The following is an 18,968-nucleotide window of genomic DNA, read 5'->3' on the forward strand; positions in this document are numbered from 1 at the left end:
CCAACATGGATAAACCTTATCCCCCGCTTTACTATACAGACTATCTTCAGCTCGATGCATTGCTCAATGCGCAGGATCGGAAGAGCGAAGAGTACGGCCAGCCGGCACATGATGAAATGCTCTTTATCATCGTCCATCAGGCATACGAACTGTGGTTCAAGCAGATTCTGTTCGAGGTCGATTCCGTCATCACCCTCCTCTCCGCCGATCATGTGGATGAAAAAAACATCGGCATCTGTGTCGCGCGGCTCGAACGCGTGATCGAGATTCAGAAAGTACTCATCGATCAGCTTCGCATCCTGGAAACCATGACGCCGCTGGATTTCCTGGATTTCAGGGATTTTCTTTTTCCCGCTTCCGGTTTCCAGAGCATACAGTTCCGCATGCTGGAAATCCGGCTCGGCCTGCAGTCGGACAAACGGCTGCGCTACAACCAGGCAGCGTATCACAGCCGGGTCTCCGCGGCACACCGGGAAGAACTGATTGCGGCGGAACAGCAGCCGTCGCTGTTCAACACGCTGGAGAACTGGCTCGAGCGTACGCCTTTCCTCGAAACGGGGTCGTACCGTTTCTGGGATGAATACCGCAGTGCGGTGCAGGACATGCTGGCACGCGATCGCGCGGTCATCGAGGGCAATCCGACGCTCACCGAGGAGGAAAAAGCCGCCCAGCTCGAAGAGCAGAATGGGACGGTGGAACACTTCGAAGCGATTTTTGATCAGACGCGACACGATTCGCTGCGTGATGAAGGGGAACGGCGTATGAGACATCGTGCAACGCTCGCTGCGCTGTTCATCAGCCTCTATCGCGATGAGCCCATACTGACACAGCCCTATCGCCTGCTGGCCACGCTCGTGGATGTCGATGAACTCATGACAACCTGGCGATACAGGCATGCCCTCATGGTGCACAGGATGATCGGGACAAAAATCGGTACCGGAGGGAGCTCGGGCTATCACTACCTGAAATCCACTGCTGAAAGCCATCGCATTTTCCGTGATCTCACAAATCTCTCGACCTTCCTCATTCCCCGGCACGCATTGCCGTCTCTACCGGATGAATTGCGCACAAAACTCGGTTTTTCTCATGCAGGGAAAGGACAGTGATACAGGATGAAAGCTCAGCCGATGCGCACGGGACCGACCGGTTTCGCGCACTGCTCGAACAGTCTGGTGAACTTGCGCGCCTGCTCCTGAAATCTCCTCAGGCGCCGCGGGCGCTTACTTCCGAATTCCTCCACGCACGCAAACGTTTCAGCTCCGAGGACAAGGGACGCATATCCTCGCTGGCGCATCACGCCCTGCGCTGCTGGCGTCCCTCGTGCGCTGCCCTTACCGGGGATGCCGGGGATGTGGATCATCGCATCGACAGAGACATGGCGGAGGCGGTGACAGCAACCGCCCTTCTGCTGGCCCTGGAACAGCGCCCCGGATTCCCTCTCCCGTTTGAACTTCGTGTCAGTCCCTGGACAAAGGACGAAATGTCATCCACGGCGCAGACAATCATCGCACATTACAGCAGTGGGAAAGTGGTATCCGTCGATACGCTCTCGGCGACGCTGGATGCTGTCACTGTTCCCGCAGTGCACGCTGCACTGCAGGACTGGACGTACGACACGCTCACCACGGAGGGAATGGCGGCACAGGAAATTCATGATCTCGGACAGACGCTCTGTGAAGCGCCACCCCTGACGCTGCGCGTCAACCTCATGCGGAACTCGCGGGAAGAACTCCTGCAGCTATTGGCGGAGCAGAACGTTCCCGCGCTGCCTCACAGTCTGCTGCCCGCTGCCATCGTCGTACAGGAGAGGTTGCCCCTCACCGAATCCGAGCTGTACCGCGAGGGACGCTTTGAAGTGCAGGATGCAGGCAGTCAGCTCATCGGTCATGCATGCGCGGTCTCGGAAGGCGATACGGTGTATGACGCCTGTGCGGGTGGTGGTGGAAAAAGCATCCACCTGTGTGATCAGCTCGGAGGAAGCGGCCGGCTACTCGCCAGCGACATCGAGCGCAACAAGCTGCGTGGACTGCGACAGCGAGCCAAGCGCCTGGCGCTGACGAACATCGAGCTGCTGGCCGTTACACCATTCGGTGATCCCCAGAACCCCGATGAACACAAACCTGATCCCGGATCATTTGACTGCGTGCTTGTCGACGCTCCTTGCTCCGGCTTCGGAACCGTGCGGCGCAATCCCGCCCTCAAATGGCGACTGCAGGAACGCACCGTCCACCGTCTCGCATCGCGACAGAGCGGTATCCTCTCGCGTAATGCGGTGTATGTACGCAGTGGCGGCATCCTGCTGTATGCCACCTGCTCACTGCTGCCCGAAGAAAACGCGCATATCGTCCGCGCATTCCTTTCCACGCACAGTGACTTTTCTCTCGAAAACATTTCCCCCGCATTTCGCAAACAGAACGTCGACCTGCCCCTGTTCCCTGAAGATCACGGTATGCTGACCCTGCCTCCTTCCGTGCTTGACTCTGACGGTTTTTTCATGGCGCGCATGCGCAGAAGCTGAAATATGCAGAAACTGCATATTTTCGGCTGACGGATTATGCAGAAACTGCATAATGCGACGGAAAGAATATGCAGAAACTGCATATTTCGCAGAGGACAACCCGGCGGGATGACATGGAAATCTGCTTATCGCCGTATTCGAAGGCGGGGAATGAACATCGGGACGTCGCGCTGATACTCCCGGTAAGCGTCCCCAAATTCGAGTATCAGTTTCCTTTCCTCAATGAACGCCCCGATAATGAGATATGCGATACCGATGCCGGCGGTGATCGCGTAGGCAACGGAGAAGTTTCCCCAGAACAGCAGGAATAGGATACCGCCGCTGTAATACGGATGCCGCATGCGCGCAAGAATCCCACGCGCCGTGAAATCCGAGAATTCGGCTTTTTCCCCGTTGAGATGCTGCTGTATCTGCCTGATGCCGAAGAAGAAGGGTTGATCGTATTGCCGGGCACCGAGATAAAGGATCATCAGCGCCAGCCCGAGTCCAACCCACCGCACGATCGATGCGGGGAAGCTCCACACAAATAGCATCGGCGACTCGAGCGTCCACTGCAGCCACAGCAGAGGCAGCAGTGTCACAACGCTCAGCAGCACATAGAACAGACGAAAGTATGCGTACCTCGCCCCGAGCCAGTGATGCAGCTTGCGCTTCAGCGTGCAGGAAATCAGCAGACTGTGGATCACACACCAGGCCACCCAACCGACGGCGAGGAACAGATGTCCCGAGAAATTGAAAGTGGTATCGGCACTCATGCGTTCACCGGCCTCGGAACAACAAGTGATCCGTTGGGGAGAATCAGGACATCGGCGTCGTCGGGCAGTTCCTCTTTCAGCACGTCGATAGCCTGCTGCAGGCTGTTTACGGGTTGCATACCGAGTCGCCTGACGATCAAACCATCCATCGCAGTCAGCATCCGGATTCCAAAGCGCCAAGCTTTTTCCCGCATTGCGAGGGCGGTATGCGCATTCATGGCATAGCGCTCAAGCAGCGCATTGCGCAGCTGTTCGCCGGCCGGAATGTCGAACCACGGCAGCAGCGCTTCATTCCCAATGCCTTCACGGCATTCCGCAAGGAATACGATATGCCCACCTTTGCGCGTGGCATATGACGCGTGATGCAGAGACTTATGTGACTGAATGAAATTGATGTCCTTTGGAAATCCACCGGTGCTGACGATGACAAGATCGGCCCGCGAATCGAGCGGAACTCCGTACTGCGCTTCGACGCGGCGGCAGCCTTCGTCATGGGCGGACAACAGGTCACCGCACACAGCATCCGCGATACTGCCCTGCTCGTCGAGCAATGCCGCGAAGTACCAGGTCGGTGGCATGAAACGAAAGGCATCGAGAATATCGGTGATAACCGGGTTTCCCTCGATGCGGCCATCAGCGCAGCCCGGATGGAAGCTTCCCTCGGCTGTAATCGTTCGCCGGTGATTGGCAACTGCAGTCTCGTAAGAGGCCACCCCGGGCACAAAGAGCTTCGCCCCGCCGCCAAAGCCCGCGAAATAGTGATGCACGATGGTCCCGGTCGCGATTACGCGATCTGCCTCCGCGACAAGACGATTGATGTGAATGTCCGTACCGGCTGCGGTTGTTCCGACATGCACGCATGCAGAGATATCGCGTGCGTCGTGCTCACGAATGGTGTAGCGACGATATACCTCGTCTCCGAGAATTGCGCGCTGTTCCTCCTCCGACTGCGCGGGATGCGTGCCCGTGGCGAACAGGATGGTGATGTCGTCGTCTTTCACACCCGAGAGGGCGAGACGTTCCAGCAGTATCGGAAGGAACAGATCGGTTCTGCAGCGGCGTGTTTTGTCTGAGACGAGGATGAGGACGCGTTCTCCGGGACGCACAAAATCTTCGAGTGCGGGCGCATTGATGGGGGCGTCCAGCGTATCCATAACGATCGAACGCTCAGCGCGTCCCTTTGCATGGGGGACGCTGCTGAGCGTTCGAAGTTTCCAGGAGTGCGGGACTTCAGCGCGCTGGACACCGGAGCCGTAGGGGAGTTCCAGTACTGACGCTGTGTCCTTCATCGTATTACTCTATGCGCAGGCTGGGACGAATGGTGAGCACACCTTTTTTGAAGCCCAGGATGCGGTCGAAATCGGCCACATATACCATGTCATCGCGCACGAGAACGTCGCGCGGGGAAACGAATCCGCGAATGGTAATCGGGTCGATACGTTCGATGAATTCTCCGTCCTCGCTGTAGTGCAGCACTGCTACGGCACCGGGATCGGCGACGTAGATGTCTCCGTTTTTGGAATCAATGCCGACACCCCAGGGATTCATGAGATCTTCCTTGATCACCTGGTCGACGGACATGTCAGACTTGTCGAGCACCTGCACCTGGCCGTTGCCGAAGTCTGCAACATAGACCTTGTCGCCGTGCACCGCGATTCCACGCGGATCGCGGAACAGCCCGCCTGCCTTGCGCTCGATGAGATTCAATTTCTTGTCAAACACCGCGATACCGCTCTTGTCGAGTACATACACGTTATTGTCATCAATCGCCACATCACGTGGATCGCTGAGATCGGAAGTCACGACTTTCTGTACGCGGTTATCCGTGTCAAACGCGCGAAGGGCGTTGGATTCGGCGTCGACTACGTAGGAGACTCCATCGCCGGCCGCGACGCCGCGGAGTTGCGTTTTTTCCTCGATGCTGATTTCGCTGACATACGTGCCGACGCTGGTGATGCGCTGAACGATACCAACGACAGGGTTGACAATGAGGAACCCGTCATCCTTGATGCACATGTACGCAAGATCGTTGAGCTGGCGCTGATTCGACTTCATGAAAAATGCCGGTGTATCCATGGTACCGGGACCGGAAACGCGGAACGAGTCGAAGGTCACGCGATTGCTGCCGGAGTAAAGGCCGGCGTAACCGGAATTGAAGCGCAGCTCCTCAAGCGCCACGTTGCGGTCACCGAGAAGCACCGAGTAATTACGATTCTTCTGGTCAACGTAGATACGCATGGTGACAGGTGCGGTAAAATCCTTCAGCGAAATTGCGCGGGTCTCGAAATACTGGCCGAGAAAATCCATGTACCCCAGCGTAACGCCACCGTCAACAATGCGAACGACGTGGCAGCTCTTCAGTGCGTCGGGATGTTCGGCGTTGAAAACCAGTCCGCCGCCGAGTTTGTCGATAACTGCTTCGATGACGAAAGATTTCGTGTACATGATGTACTTGTCGAGCAGCATCGCGAACTGTTCCCCGCCACCCGTGACCATGACGCGTTCGCCGTCAGCGGACCAGGTTCCGGATACCGGCTTCCAGTCTGCACGCAGGCTTTCCCCGGAAAAATCATCTTCAATCCAGGTAGACTGCTCCATCTGCTGCGCATGCACGGTGATGAAGGCAAACAGGCCGATCAATAAAGGGGTTACGAAGCGCATTGTATCTCCTGCTGTGGTAATGGTAATGCATAAAATACGTTAAAGTCGGTCAATTGCACAAAATCTGCGGGGTCATATCACGCTTTTTCCTCGTGAAGGATTTCATCATAGATGCGCAGCACCTGTGCAGTATTCTTTTTCGCATCGAAATGCTGCGCGGCAAATGTCCTGCCGGCTTCACCCATGCGCCTGCGCAGGGATGCATCCTGCAGCAGTTTCCTCAGAGCCTGTGCAAGCGCATCGCTGTCGCCCGCAGCTGTCAGGAAACCGGTTTCGCCGTGCACGACGAGTTCCTGTGGTCCGCCGAGATCGGACGCGACAACCGGCAGTCCCATGGCACTCGCTTCAATAACGGGACGTGCAAAGTGCGGCACGGTGGACGGAAAAGTGAGAACGTCCGACGCCGCGAGCAGTTGCGGCACATCGCTGCGAACACCGAGAAATCGTATCCGCTCCTGGTACTTTTCTGGAATGCGAGAACTGATTTCTTCCCGGTATACGCGCATCCCATTGATTCTGTTTCTGAATCCGTCGTCAGGCAGCGGTCCCGCGACAAAAAAATATGCATCCTGCTGCGTGTCGAGCAATGTGACGGCGGCATCAACGAATTCGCGCGTGCCCTTTATGGGATTCACTCCACCAAGCATGAGCACCACGCAGGCATCGGCACTGATCCCGAGTTCTTCCCGCACGGTGGCTCCGCTCAATGAAGCGTCGAAATGCGAAAAGTCGATAAAATTGTAGACCACGTGAATTGCGGGTGAAGGCAGCAGCTGTTCCGCATCATAATGGCAGATGGGAAGGATGCGTGTCGCTGTGTGATCGATGATCCTCCGGATGACAGCCCGCCGCAATCCGGTATAGCCCTTCTGCAGGGGTTCACGGATATGCCAGACTACAGGGATTCCGGCGTTCTTCCCTGCGAGAGCAAAGGCGGTGAGCGTCGACGTGTTGAGATGGATCAGATCGGGCTGCACACGCGCGAGCAGCTGCGCGAAACGCATTCGGCTCAGTGGCCACTGCAGGAGGCGCAGCAGAATTTTGGGGAATTGCCAGAGGGGGTACCAGAGCACGTTTGTGTGACTGAAGTCGTGCAGCTTCGTGTCGACGATGGTCTCGATCCCTTCGTCGCGAAACAGCTCAGCCGCTTCTCCATCGTGGATACAGAGCACAACGGGCGTATAGCGTGTGCGATCGAGTCCGCGAATCATATACAGCAGACTCAGCGGTGCACCGCCAATACCCTTCCCGTGATGAACGTACAGTATCCTCCTCACGTGCAGCACTGCTCCGGATAAAAATCATGAGGCCGCCAACGGACTGCGTTTCCGGTGACGGCCTCGAGAACGGGTGTATCAGTCAACCGTGGCGAAGCGCGCGGTGAAGTGGCGCAGCATGGGAGCTTCGTAGGTCAGTTTCAGACCCTTGAGCTCGTCGCGGCGATCGTAAACGTGCTTCACGATCTCGATGACATAATCAATGTGGCTCTGCGTGTACACGCGGCGAGGAATGGCAAGGCGCACCAGTTCCAGATCCGGTGCCACGAATTTGCCATCCTCGGTCCGTCCGAACATCACGCTGCCGATTTCGACGGCACGGAGTCCGCCGTCAAGATACAGTGCACAGGTAATCGCCTGCGCAGGGAACTGTTCCTGCGGAATATGCGGACAGAAGCGTTTCGCATCGAGGTAAATGGCATGTCCGCCCGGCGGCATAAGGATGGGCACGCCGAGGTCCATCAGTTTCTTGCCGAGGTACTCAGTACTCTTGATGCGATACTGCAGATAATCTTCGTCGAGAATTTCTTCGAGTCCCTGTGCGATCGCCTCAAGGTCACGACCGGCGAGTCCGCCATACGTCGGGAAACCTTCGGTCACAATCAACAGGTTGCGGCACTGCAGGGCGAGCTCGTCGTCATTGAGTGCAAGGAAGCCACCGATGTTCACCAGGGCATCTTTCTTGGCCGACATGGTCACGCCATCGACATGGGAGAACATCTCCTGGGAAATCTCCAGCGGTGACTTGTCCGCGTATCCTTCCTCGCGGAGTTTGATGAAATACGCGTTCTCCGCGAAGCGGCAGGCATCCATGAACAGCGGCAGGCCGTACTTGTCGCAGACGGCGCGGGTCTGACGGATATTCTCCATCGACACCGGCTGTCCGCCGCCACTGTTATTCGTCACGGTGATCATGACGACGGGAATGCGTTCAACGCCATATTCCTTGATGACGGACTCGAGCTTTTCGATGTCCATGTTGCCCTTGAAATCCGCAATGATTTCCGGGTTCTTCCCTTCCGCGTTGAGGCAGTCGATTGCCTTGGCGCCGGAGAATTCAACGTTTGCGCGCGTCGTATCAAAATGCGTGTTATTCGGAACTACTTTGTCCTCTCCACCCACGATGGAGAAAAGGATTTTCTCGGAGGCGCGTCCCTGATGCGTCGGAATGATGTGTTTCATCCCGGTGATCTTCTGCACCATGTCGCGCATGCGGAAGAAGCTGCGTGAACCGGCATAGGATTCGTCTCCGTCAAGCATGCCTGCCCACTGCTTCGAACTCATGGCGGACGTGCCACTGTCGGTCAGCAGGTCAATCAGCACGTTCTCCGCGTCGATGAGGAAGGGGTTCAATCCGGCTTCCTCCAGGTAGCGGGTGCGCTCTTCAGCGGTGGTGAACTTGATGGGTTCCACGGTCTTGATCTTGAATGGCTCAATGACCGTCTTGATATAGCTGTCTCGGATCATTGTACGTTATGCATGTGTTATGGTTGGGTTTACTGTCCAGGCGGGTTACCCCGGCATGAGCAAGGAAAAATAGGCCTTTTTCATCTGAAACCCAATGCACGGGAGCTATAAAAAACCCCCGGACAGTGTCCGGGGGTGTACAATTTCGCAGGCAGGGAAACCTGCCGTCAGGCGGTTTCCTGCTTCTCGGCATCCGACGTTTTGCGTTTCTTCACGCGCTTCGACTTCCGTTCGCCGTCGGTGGAGTAGTAGTAATAGTTCTGGTAATAGTAGCGGTAGTAGCTGTAGTACACCTTGTTGGCGTTGAAGCGGTTTACCACCACACCGATGATATTCGCATTGTTTGCCGACAGCATTTCATTCGCTTTTTCGAGTCCGAGAGATTTTGTCTGGTCGGCGGAGACGATAATGACGGTGCCGTCGGTGTATTTGGCGAGCACGAGCGTGTCAGCCATGGCGATGACCGGAGGCGCATCGAAAAGCACGAGATCGTAATACTGTCGCACGAGTTTGACGAATTTCTCCATCTTGGCCGAACCGAGCAGTTCGGCGGGATGGCTCGGGATGTTGCCGCAGGGAATGATATGCAGCCCGGGCACCATCGTTTTCTTGATGCACTGGTTGACAGGAACTTCGCCTATCAGTGCGTTCGACAGCCCGGGTTCACGTTCAACCTCGAAAATCTGATGCTGGACAGGGCGGCGAAGATCGGCGTCCACAAGCAGCACCTTGCGGCCGCTGTTCGCGGCGCTCACCGCAAGGTTTGCGATAGCAGTGGATTTTCCCTCCTTCGGTGCAGGCGAGGAAAACACCACGGCCATGGATTTCCCATGATTCGGCAGCGAGTTTTCGATGGATGTCCGCATCGTGCGGTAGGATTCACTCGGCGGCGATTGCGGCGCCGTCAGTGTCACAAGGGTCTGGTTGCGGTCGAGCTGATTGTCTTCCGCCCCGAAAGTCGGAATGAATGAAAGCACGGGGATACCGAGCTTTTCCACGTCTTCCGGACTGCGGATGGTCGTGTCGAGGTAGCGCAGGAGGATAGCCACACCGAAACCGAGTCCGAGTCCGACCAGAATCCCGAGAATCATGTTCATGGGACGATTGGGCTTCACCGGACGGCCCGGAACTTTGGCGCGATCGACGATGTCGACATTTCCCGTCGTCGTCTGCTCGTTGATCATGGCCTCCTGGTATTTCTCATCCAGCAAGCCGTACAACTTGTCGTAACTCTGCCTGCGGCGTTCAAGCCGGGCAAATTCGATGGTCTGGGCAGGGATGGCTTCGAACTCGACGTTGTATTCTTCTATGGTCTTGGTCAGCGTATTAATGCGTGAGCGGATGGATTCGATTTCCACATCCTTCTCGAGGATTTTCTGCCGCAGCTGCCGGGCATACTCCACCGGAGCACCGGTGATGTTGTCGGAGCTGGTGATGTTTGCGCTCGCCGCATCGATCTGGCTGAGAATCTCGTCGAGCTGTTTCTTCTTCTCCTCGATCTGCTTGCGCGCATAGGGTTCGAGCTCGGGCCGGATCCGCATTGTCTGCTTGCGGTTATACTCCATTGTCTGGATGGTAGCTTCGAGTTCGGTCTTTTTCTCGATGAGCTTGCGCATCTGCGGATCGACACCCTCTTTGATCTGCTTTGCAAGATTGGGTTCGATGGCTTTCAGCTGCATGTTCAGCTCATTGCGGATTTTTTCCACCGACTCGAGATCGATGCGCGCCTGTTCACGCTGCGCTTCGAAGGTGCTCAGCTGCTCAATGAGATTCTGCGTTTCTGCGTCAAGTGAGACAAAGCCCTGATGCTGCTGGAAGCCGCGAACCTTATTCTCGATCTCCGAGAGTGAATCCTTCTTGTCGTCGAGCTGGTTCTCGAGAAAACTGCGCGCCGTGGTAATATTTTCACGGGCCGATTCGAGGTTCCGCCGCTGATAGGCATCGACGAACAGGTTCGCGATCGTCGCCGCCTCAACAGGTGATGTACTTTGGACACCGATCTGAATGAAATCCACTCCGCGAACCTGCTCGGCGCTCATCTGACCGCGGGCACGAGCGGCAACGACCGCTTCGTCGGCAAGACGCGACGATGTATCGAGCTTCGCCATCCCCATGGAAACGAAAAAATCTTCCAGACCGATCGACCGGGCGATTTTCCGAAGCGTCGAGGGACGCTGACGCGCCTTGAGAATGGGCAGCGTATCGGCGAGCGCGGCAAGATCGTCGGTGCTCGAATAGAGTGTATGAGCGACGCGCTGTGCGATGTCATCGCTCTGTATCATGTGGATTTCGTTGGCGAGAATGCGCTCGCCGCCCCATCCGAGTCCCTCAAGCCCCCCCTGCTGGCCGGCCTGGCCGCTCAGAAGGTCTTTCGAAGGTTTGAGGCGGACGGTCGCGGACGCCGCGTAGATATCGTCCTGCTGCATGGTGTACAACCATGTTGCAGTGACGACAAGGACAAAGATGGCGAGAATGACCCACTTGCCTTCAAAGGCTATCCGCAGGTATTCCTGCACCTGTTTATTGAAATCGTCTCTTGCTGTCATCGGGATGCGTAGAATGTTAGGATGTCAAGCGACACATCCTCACGTATGTGCCCCGTCATATCAGGCGATTGGGGGAACAGTTCCTCTCTCTCACTGCTCACCTCATTTCGTGAGGTTGATTACCGCCACTGTCGAGGTGACGATGGATGCGATGGCAACGATAATCTGCGCGACACGCAGCACCACGTTGCTTTCTTCACGTCCATCAACAATAATCAAATCCCCCGGAAAGAGCAACAATTCCGAGGTCTGCGTGGGGGTGTCGCGCAGCTCGAGATATTTCTCGAGATCGATCTCGAACACCTCCGCGATTTCATTTTCGCGATCCGCGCCGCCTTTCCGCACAATCTTGATTTTGAACAAATAGGCTTCAGCACCGCCACGGGAGAGCGGTCCCCCGCAATAGGAAAGCAGATCGAGCAGATTGGTCTCGCAGGGGACTTTATATCGACCCGGATTCCCGACATACCCCCAGACGCTGACCATGAGATCGCAACCGCTGTTCGACGAGAAATTGTAGTACGAACCGGCCTGATTGATGAAACTCGGTTGGTTCAGCGTTCCGCCGTCATCGAGGATCTGTGCCCGCAGGGGCACAGATCCAAGAATGACGAGCAGAACAATGCCTGCGAAATGCAAACGCATTTAGTTGTCCTCTTCCTTTGCGGCTTCCGCTTCGGCGACGATTTTCTGCTGCACATCGTGCGGCACTTCCTCGTAATGCGAGAAGGCGCGACGGTAAATGCCGCGTCCCTGCGTGATCGAACGCAGGCGGGTGGCATAGTTGTACAGCTCTGCCAGGGGGACCTTCGCGCGGATGATCTGGAAGGGACCTTCCGCGTCCATGCCCTGGATTTTGCCGCGGTGCGTGGAAATATCGCCCATCACGTCGCCCATGAACTCATCGGGCACGGTGACGGTAATTTCGTAAATCGGTTCGAGCAGCATCGGGTTCGCATCCGCGACTGCCTTGCGAAATGCCTGCTGGGCGGCGACTTTGAATGCCATTTCGTTGGAGTCCACCGTGTGCTGGCTTCCGTCGTAAAGCGTAATCTTGAGGTCGACCATGTTGTATCCGGCGACCACGCCCCTGGCCATCTGCTCCTGGATGCCCTTGTCAACTGCGGGGATGAAACGTCCGCTGATCACACCGCCGACAATATTATCGACGAACTCGTAGCCTTCGCCTCGCGGCTGGGGATCGAGTTTGATATACACTTCCGCATACTGTCCTGCGCCGCCAGTCTGCTTTTTGTGGCGGTAGGAAACGTCGGCATGCTTGCGTACGGTCTCGCGATACGGAATACGGGGCGGCTTGAGGTCCACTTCGACACCGAAGCGCTGCTTGAGACGCTTGCACATGATGTCGATGTGAATTTCACCCTGTCCCATGACCACCGTCTCACCGGTTTCCGTGTCCACTTTCACCATGAAGGCGGGATCTTCTTCATGCAGGGTATGCAGGCCGGTACCGATCTTGTCTTCATCGCCCTTTGCCTTGGATTTGACCGCACTGGTCATGACCGGCTCAGGGAATTTGATGGGCGGAATCAACGTATCGCTGCCCTTGGTGGCCAGCGTGTTGTTGGTGTGCGTGTCTTTGAGCTTGACGACAGCTGCGATGTCGCCAACGCACACCTTGCCCACTTCCATGCGCTCCTTGCCGCGCAGGGCATACATCTGATTGAGACGCTCGTTCTGTCCGCTGTTCTGGTTGACCAGGTCCATTCCGGCAGTGATCGTGCCGTTGTACACGCGGAACAGGGAAAGTTCACCGACATGCGGTTCGGAGATGGTCTTGAAAATAAAGGCTGCAACGTCCTTGCCCGCGACATCCGGCTTCAGCTCCATGGCTTCGTCGGTGCCGGCCTTGAGAACGTTGAAGGTCCTGCCACTGATCGGATCGGGACCGTAGTTGATGATGAATTCCATCATGCGTCCCACGCCGATGTTCTGCTCACCGGCCATGCAGAAGATCGGGAAGAGCTTGCGATCACGAATTGCTGCCTTGAAGCCCTGCGCCAGTTCTTCCTCTGACAGTGTGCCGTTCTCGAAGAATGCGTTGAGCAGTTCCTCTGAGGATTCGGCGACCTTCTCGAGCATGGCCTGATGCTCGGCTTCAATACGTTCCTGGAATTCGGCGGGAACCTCACTCTCGGTGTACTTGCCTGAACCGTCGGTGCTGAACGTCATCTGCTTCTTGCGCACGACGTCGATGCACGTGTTGAAACCGGGCCCCTTGTTGACGGGGAACTGTGCGATGACGAGATCCGTGCCGAAACGGGCTTTGGCTTCCTCGTACACGCGATCGAAATCCGCGTGTTCGTTGTCCATCTTGTTGACGGCGATCACAACCGGCACGTTGTTCTCTTCCGCATACTTCCAGACCAGTTCACTCCCCACTTCAACACCTTCCACCGACTTGAGAACAAGCAGCGCGCTGTCGACGACACGAAGACTGGAAATCACATCGCCGATAAAGTCGGAGTATCCCGGCGTATCGATGATGTTCAGTTTGTGGTTCATGAACTCCGTCGAAAGCAGCGTACTGTTGATGGATATCTGTCGATCAACCTCGTCAGAATGATAATCGGAAACCGTACTGCCGTCCTCAATGCTGCCAATACGGGTTGCAGCACCGGAAGTGAGCAGCATCGCATCCGCGAGGATGGTTTTTCCGGAGCTTCCGTGGCCGATCAGCGCCACATTCCTGATTTTGTCGGGGGTGAATTCTTTCAAAAGGTCCTCCTTGCGATAAGCGTATAAAAGAACGTCTTTTTCGTCATCGTACAATCCATAAATTTATGCCGGGGTGGGCTAACTTGCAAATAATTCAAGGGGTGCTGATCGTGTATTGCTGAATTTCACCGTCTGCTGCCGTCCGCTGGCGTTGCCCTTTGGTTTTGCAAGACATAGTCGATATATTTCCCGGAATTTGAATGATCAGGATGAACGCGGAAATCCTTTCTATCGGTGATGAATTGTTGATCGGCCAGGTCGTAAACACCAATGCGTCCTGGCTGGGTGAGCAATTCAATCTCCTCGGAATCACGGTTGCTCGCATCACGGCCGTCGGGGATGATCATGAAGTGCTTCTCGCTGCGTTCCGCAGGGCATGGGAGGAAATGGATATTGTCATTGCGACCGGGGGACTCGGTCCGACACACGACGACGTGACGCGGGCGGCATTCTGTGATTTCTTTGATACCACACTCGTGCACAATGCGGATGTCCTCACCGATATCGAACGGCTCTTCGCTGATCGGCGGCGTCCCCTTACGGCAGTCAACCGCGACCAGGCCATGGTTCCGCAGGCCGCACGGGTGATGCGCAACAGTGAGGGAACGGCACCGGGGTACCATCTGCAGAAGAACGGCAAGCACTTCTTCGTCACACCCGGCGTGCCTTACGAAATGCATGCGATGTTTGCGCAACATGTTGCCCCTGCCCTGCGTGATTCGGTACAGGGTGCACGCGCTTCCGTGACGCTGCTCACAACCGGGATACCCGAAAGTTCACTGGCAGACCTCCTGAAGGGGGTGGACACCAGACACCGAGATGTGCGCGTCGCCTTCCTTCCCTCCCCGCTCGGGGTCCGCATCCGGCTGACCGCCCGCGCTGCCGACGAGACTGGAGCCGGGGCAGCACTCCGGGAAGTTCGCGACTTTGTCACCTCCCGGGCGGAAGAATACCTGTTCGGCAGCGGCACGCAGACACTGGAGGAGGTGGTGGAGGCCCTGCTCGTTGAGCGGGGGCAGTCACTGGCTGTTGCCGAGTCGTGCACCGGCGGACTCATCGCCGACAAGCTCACAAATGTTCCCGGCAGTTCCACCTGCTTCGAACGCGGCGTGGTCACCTACAGCAACGAAAGCAAAACGCAGCTGCTCGGCGTGCCCGCAGAGCTGATCGAAACGCACGGCGCCGTCAGCCGGGAAGTGGCCGAGGCCATGGCGCAGGGCATTCGCCGCAGTGCGGGAACCGACATCGGTATCGCCACCACCGGAGTCGCGGGTCCCTCAGGCGGCAGCGCGGAAAAACCGGTAGGGCTCGTCTGGATTGCGGTCAGCAGCCCGGAGGGCACTGTGGCGCAGGACTTTTATTTCGGTGAGCATCGTATGCGAACCAAACTTCGGGCGGCGCAGACAGCGCTGGATCTCGTGCGCAGACAATTACTCGCATTTCCCCCGATACCATCGATAATGACGGAAACATCATGAAAATCTTACAGAACATCATCGACGAACACGGTTTCGACCGCATGCTTTCCAGGCTTGCGCATGAAATCCTCGAGCGCAACCAGGGTACGGAAGACCTCGCCATCATCGGTGTGCGTACACGTGGTGAATTCGTCGCCCGCCGGCTCGCGGAACGCATCCGCGACATCGAAGGCAGTATGCCTGATCTCGGCGTGCTCGATATCACATTGTACCGTGACGACGTGCGGCAGCACCTTCGCCAACCGGAAGTGAAGTCCACCGAAATCACCTTCGATATCGCCGACAAGCATGTCATCCTGGTCGATGACGTGCTCTTCACCGGCCGTACCGTACGGGCGGCGCTCAACGCGTTGATGGACATCGGTCGCACACGCAGCATACAGCTCGTGGTGCTCGTTGATCGTGGCCATCGCGAGCTGCCGATCCGTGCCGATTTCATCGGCAAGAACGTCACGACCTCCCGTGGACAGGAAATTCATGTCCGCCTTCGCGAAGTGGATGACCACGACGCGATCGATCTCGTATCCATCGAAGATTAATACACTCCCCAGAAGCCGGAGCATTATGTCATCGCTTAGCATTCAGCATCTGCTCGGTCTGCAGAATGTCCCGAAGGAAGACATCACCCTCATTCTCGACAGTACGGATTCCTTCCTCGAGATTCTGGACCGGCCCATCAAGAAAGTGCCCACCCTGCAGGGAAAAACGGTGGTGAACCTGTTCTTTGAGAACAGTACACGCACGCGTATTTCCTTTGAACTCGCCGAACGACGGCTTTCGGCCGATGTCGTAAACTTCGCGGCGGCCAGCAGCAGTGTAAAAAAAGGAGAAACGCTGCTCGACACCGCCAGGAACATCGAGGCCATGAAAGTTGACATCGTCGTCATGCGGCACAGTGCCGCGGGCGCCGGACATTTCCTCAGCGAACGCTGCACGAGCAAGTTCATCAACGCGGGAGACGGCGCACACGAACATCCGACACAGGCCCTGCTCGACATGTGTACTATCCGCCAGAAGCACGGGACGCTGGAAGGACTCAATGTCTCCATCATCGGTGACATCGCGCATTCCCGTGTGGCGCGCTCGAATATCTATGGACTGCTGAGCATGGGCGCCAACGTCGCCGTCTGCGGTCCCCCGAGCATGATCCCGTACGACCTCGAGCAGCTTGGCGTGCGCGTCTTTTCCGACGTTGACGCCGCTCTCGATTTCAGCGACGTCATCAACGTCCTGCGTATCCAGCTCGAACGCGACGCGGGTGCGGACTTCCCCTCGCTGCGCGAATACCACAACGCCTTCGGCGTCACACGCCGCCGGCTCGACAAGCTGGGACGTGAAATCACCGTCCTGCACCCCGGTCCCATCAACCGCGGTGTCGAAATTGAATCGGAAGTGGCCGATGGGCCATATTCCGTTATCCTTCCCCAGGTCACCAACGGTGTGGCCATTCGAATGGCAGTCCTCTATCTCATTGGAACCAGAGCGGAGTAATACATGGCATCGTTTGTCTTCAAAAACGCCCATATCGTCGATCCCGTCACCGGACTCGATGCAGTCAAGGATGTGCATGTCATAGACGAGCACATCGAGAATATCGGCGAAAACATCTCCGCCAGCGGTGCCGAGGAAATCGATCTCGGCGGCGCCCATGTCGTTCCCGGTCTCTGCGATATGCACGTGCACTTTCGCGAGCCCGGTTTTGAACACAAGGAGGACATTCGCAGCGGAGCAGCGTCCGCCGCCGCAGGTGGATTCACGGCTGCAGCGTGCATGCCCAATACCGATCCCGTGATCGATACGGCGTCGGTTGTGAGTTTCATCTATGACAAGGCCAGGGGACTTGCGGTGGATGTCTATCCCATCGCTGCGATTACCAAGGGACGCAAGGGCGAAGCCATCGCGCCGATGGTGGAACTGCGTGAGGCCGGCGCTGTCGGCTTTTCCGACGACGGATCTCCGGTGTACAACACGAAAATCCTCCGCACTGCCCTTGAATACGGTTCCATGTTCAATGTCCCGATCATCCAGCATGCCGAAGATCCTCACCTGTTCACCGGCGGCGCGATGAATGAGAGCATCGTCTCGACGGAACTCGGTCTGCCGCCGATATCCCGCCTGTCTGAGGACGCGGTGGTGATGCGCGATATCATGTTCACCGAGTACGTCAACGGACGCTACCATCTCGCGCATATGAGCACGAGCGGCTCGGCCGAGGCGGTCCGGGGCGCAAAAGCCAGGGGCCTCAATGTCACGAGCGAAGTCGCCCCGCATCACTTCTCCCTTACGGACGAGGAAGTGCGCTCCTACGATACCAACGTCAAGATGAATCCCCCGCTTCGACGGATGGAGGATGTCATCGCTATGAAGGAAGCGCTCAAGGACGGCACGGCAGACGCCATCGCCACCGACCATGCACCGCATGCGGGATTCGAGAAGGAAGTGGAATTCACATACGCGCCCTTTGGCATTATCGGACTGGAAACAGCGGTGGGGCTTTCGATCACCGAGCTGCTGCTCGAAAACTGGCTGACACTGCCGCAGCTCATTGAAAAGCTGTCAACGAATCCCCGACGCATACTCGGACTCCCTGAAATCCGCATCGAGGCAGGCGCAAAAGCAAACCTGAGCTTCCTGGATATCGCCAGGCAGTGGACCGTTGACGTCAATACCTTCAAGTCGAAATCCCGCAACAGTCCTTACAACGGAAGGACGCTCACGGGCAAGGCACTGGGTATTTACAATAACGGTCAGCTGATTCTCGAGCGCTGACAACATGACTCCGACACTGCCTGCATGTTGCATCTGAAATGCGGCATGGGCATGTTGTTGCCATACGATAGAAACAACACCGGATTCAATTGAAAGGTCACACCATGCGACACATGCTGATTATTGCCCTCCTTCTCCTTGCCGCTGGTTGCGGGAAACAGGAGCAGAAAACGAATGAAGAGCAGAGCGGAAATGTCACCGCAGGAGTATCCTCCGAAATCATCAGCGCCGATATGGGCTACATCGTCGAAAACGCCCGTCTGACGGAAGGCGATGAGCAGGCGGAGTACAGCGTCAAAGGCATGATGAAACTCAGCTCGGGTCCGGGCAGTGTCATGATTCTGCGTACGCAGTCAACGGACGGCAGCTTTACGGAAATGCTTGCCATCGCCATGCCGGCATTCGCCGCCGGTACCGTTCTCGACCTGACCGCAGGCAGTCCTGATGCCGGTTTCTGGATTTTCGGAATGAAGGGCGATCAGGATGTGATGAAGGAAACCGGCATGATCGAAGGCTCGCTGACGATGCTCAAGACCGAGCCCGCGGATGATGCACTCGGTTTGTCCAGAGATGTCATGAATGCCGTCGGCGAGATCGAAGTTGTCGTGACAGGGATAGACAATGAAGGACTCCCTGTCGAAGCTGAAAAGAAGTACGCCGCGCGCTTCCGCCTCCCCATCATCACGCTTGATGAACTGGCGCGCATCAATCAGCCGATCTGACAGTCGCGAACGGCTCATTTCACAAATCGGGATCGA

The 18,968-nt window shown here is 56.7% G+C and carries 15 protein-coding genes; 7 read left to right on the forward strand and 8 right to left on the reverse strand.

The window, feature by feature from the left end:
• The first annotated feature begins 5 nt into the window (after nucleotides 1-5).
• Nucleotides 6-1,106: a tryptophan 2,3-dioxygenase gene (locus KQI65_13030; GenBank protein ID MCB2205661.1), complete on the forward strand. Its 1,101-nt coding sequence runs from the start codon at nucleotides 6-8 to the stop codon at nucleotides 1,104-1,106.
• Nucleotides 1,103-2,518, forward strand: a complete 1,416-nt coding sequence (locus KQI65_13035) for a class I SAM-dependent methyltransferase (GenBank protein ID MCB2205662.1) — start codon at nucleotides 1,103-1,105, stop codon at nucleotides 2,516-2,518. Before KQI65_13030 ends, KQI65_13035 begins: the two co-directional genes overlap by 4 nt.
• 125 nt (nucleotides 2,519-2,643) lie before the next feature.
• On the opposite strand, the gene KQI65_13040 is transcribed toward KQI65_13035, so the two are convergent.
• From KQI65_13040 to fusA, 8 genes are all read right to left on the reverse strand, one after another.
• Entirely contained in the window at nucleotides 2,644-3,273 is a 630-nt protein-coding gene (locus tag KQI65_13040; protein MCB2205663.1) for an isoprenylcysteine carboxylmethyltransferase family protein, read from the reverse strand.
• Nucleotides 3,270-4,562, reverse strand: coding sequence for a nickel-dependent lactate racemase (gene larA / locus KQI65_13045; GenBank protein ID MCB2205664.1), 1,293 nt, complete (start codon nucleotides 4,560-4,562; stop codon nucleotides 3,270-3,272). Before larA ends, KQI65_13040 begins: the two co-directional genes overlap by 4 nt.
• Nucleotides 4,563-4,566: 4 nt before the next feature.
• Entirely contained in the window at nucleotides 4,567-5,934 is a 1,368-nt protein-coding gene (locus KQI65_13050; protein ID MCB2205665.1) for an NHL repeat-containing protein, read from the reverse strand.
• A 77-nt stretch (nucleotides 5,935-6,011) separates the two neighbouring features.
• The gene (locus tag KQI65_13055) at nucleotides 6,012-7,211 is read right to left on the reverse strand and encodes a glycosyltransferase family 4 protein (protein ID MCB2205666.1); all 1,200 of its coding nucleotides are present in this window, start codon (nucleotides 7,209-7,211) and stop codon (nucleotides 6,012-6,014) included.
• Between the two features lie 78 nt (nucleotides 7,212-7,289).
• A complete protein-coding gene (locus KQI65_13060) occupies nucleotides 7,290-8,678 on the reverse strand; it encodes a tryptophanase (GenBank protein ID MCB2205667.1) in 1,389 nt (462 codons plus the stop codon).
• 167 nt (nucleotides 8,679-8,845) lie between these two features.
• Nucleotides 8,846-11,224 (reverse strand): polysaccharide biosynthesis tyrosine autokinase, encoded by a 2,379-nt coding sequence (locus KQI65_13065; protein MCB2205668.1) that lies wholly within the window; start codon nucleotides 11,222-11,224, stop codon nucleotides 8,846-8,848.
• Between the two features lie 102 nt (nucleotides 11,225-11,326).
• Complete coding sequence (locus KQI65_13070; protein MCB2205669.1) at nucleotides 11,327-11,869, reverse strand: hypothetical protein; 543 nt, start codon at nucleotides 11,867-11,869, stop codon at nucleotides 11,327-11,329.
• Nucleotides 11,870-13,963, reverse strand: a complete 2,094-nt coding sequence (gene fusA / locus KQI65_13075) for an elongation factor G (protein MCB2205670.1) — start codon at nucleotides 13,961-13,963, stop codon at nucleotides 11,870-11,872.
• Nucleotides 13,964-14,163: 200 nt separating this feature from the next.
• Between fusA and KQI65_13080 the strand changes: the two genes are divergently transcribed.
• The 5 genes from KQI65_13080 to KQI65_13100 all read left to right on the forward strand — a co-directional run bounded on the left by KQI65_13080 (nucleotide 14,164) and on the right by KQI65_13100 (nucleotide 18,932).
• Nucleotides 14,164-15,441: a competence/damage-inducible protein A gene (locus KQI65_13080; protein MCB2205671.1), complete on the forward strand. Its 1,278-nt coding sequence runs from the start codon at nucleotides 14,164-14,166 to the stop codon at nucleotides 15,439-15,441.
• Nucleotides 15,438-15,980 (forward strand): bifunctional pyr operon transcriptional regulator/uracil phosphoribosyltransferase PyrR, encoded by a 543-nt coding sequence (gene pyrR / locus KQI65_13085; GenBank protein MCB2205672.1) that lies wholly within the window; start codon nucleotides 15,438-15,440, stop codon nucleotides 15,978-15,980. Before KQI65_13080 ends, pyrR begins: the two co-directional genes overlap by 4 nt.
• 25 nt (nucleotides 15,981-16,005) lie before the next feature.
• On the forward strand, nucleotides 16,006-16,932 hold the full coding sequence (locus KQI65_13090) for an aspartate carbamoyltransferase catalytic subunit (protein MCB2205673.1): 927 nt from the start codon (nucleotides 16,006-16,008) through the stop codon (nucleotides 16,930-16,932).
• A 3-nt stretch (nucleotides 16,933-16,935) separates the two neighbouring features.
• Nucleotides 16,936-18,210 carry a dihydroorotase gene (locus tag KQI65_13095; GenBank protein ID MCB2205674.1) on the forward strand — a complete coding sequence of 425 codons (1,275 nt, stop codon included), beginning with the start codon at nucleotides 16,936-16,938 and terminating at the stop codon, nucleotides 18,208-18,210.
• 104 nt (nucleotides 18,211-18,314) lie between these two features.
• Nucleotides 18,315-18,932: a hypothetical protein gene (locus KQI65_13100; GenBank protein MCB2205675.1), complete on the forward strand. Its 618-nt coding sequence runs from the start codon at nucleotides 18,315-18,317 to the stop codon at nucleotides 18,930-18,932.
• Nucleotides 18,933-18,968: the final 36 nt, after the last annotated feature.

The sequence above is a fragment of the bacterium genome (genome assembly GCA_020444325.1).
GTDB lineage: Bacteria > Bacteroidota > Ignavibacteria > SZUA-365 > SZUA-365 > BM516.

Excerpts from the sequence above, each read along its gene's own strand:
- KQI65_13090 (MCB2205673.1), top strand. The coding sequence starts at position 16,006 with ATGTCATCGCTTAGCATTCAGCATCTGCTCGGTCTGCAGAATGTCCCG.
- KQI65_13060 (MCB2205667.1), bottom strand. The coding sequence starts at position 8,678 with ATGATCCGAGACAGCTATATCAAGACGGTCATTGAGCCATTCAAGATC.
- KQI65_13030 (MCB2205661.1), top strand. The coding sequence starts at position 6 with ATGGATAAACCTTATCCCCCGCTTTACTATACAGACTATCTTCAGCTC.
- pyrR (MCB2205672.1), top strand. The coding sequence starts at position 15,438 with ATGAAAATCTTACAGAACATCATCGACGAACACGGTTTCGACCGCATG.
- larA (MCB2205664.1), bottom strand. The coding sequence starts at position 4,562 with ATGAAGGACACAGCGTCAGTACTGGAACTCCCCTACGGCTCCGGTGTC.
- KQI65_13065 (MCB2205668.1), bottom strand. The coding sequence starts at position 11,224 with ATGACAGCAAGAGACGATTTCAATAAACAGGTGCAGGAATACCTGCGG.
- KQI65_13040 (MCB2205663.1), bottom strand. The coding sequence starts at position 3,273 with ATGAGTGCCGATACCACTTTCAATTTCTCGGGACATCTGTTCCTCGCC.
- KQI65_13050 (MCB2205665.1), bottom strand. The coding sequence starts at position 5,934 with ATGCGCTTCGTAACCCCTTTATTGATCGGCCTGTTTGCCTTCATCACC.
- KQI65_13070 (MCB2205669.1), bottom strand. The coding sequence starts at position 11,869 with ATGCGTTTGCATTTCGCAGGCATTGTTCTGCTCGTCATTCTTGGATCT.
- KQI65_13100 (MCB2205675.1), top strand. The coding sequence starts at position 18,315 with ATGCGACACATGCTGATTATTGCCCTCCTTCTCCTTGCCGCTGGTTGC.
- KQI65_13080 (MCB2205671.1), top strand. The coding sequence starts at position 14,164 with ATGATCAGGATGAACGCGGAAATCCTTTCTATCGGTGATGAATTGTTG.
- KQI65_13095 (MCB2205674.1), top strand. The coding sequence starts at position 16,936 with ATGGCATCGTTTGTCTTCAAAAACGCCCATATCGTCGATCCCGTCACC.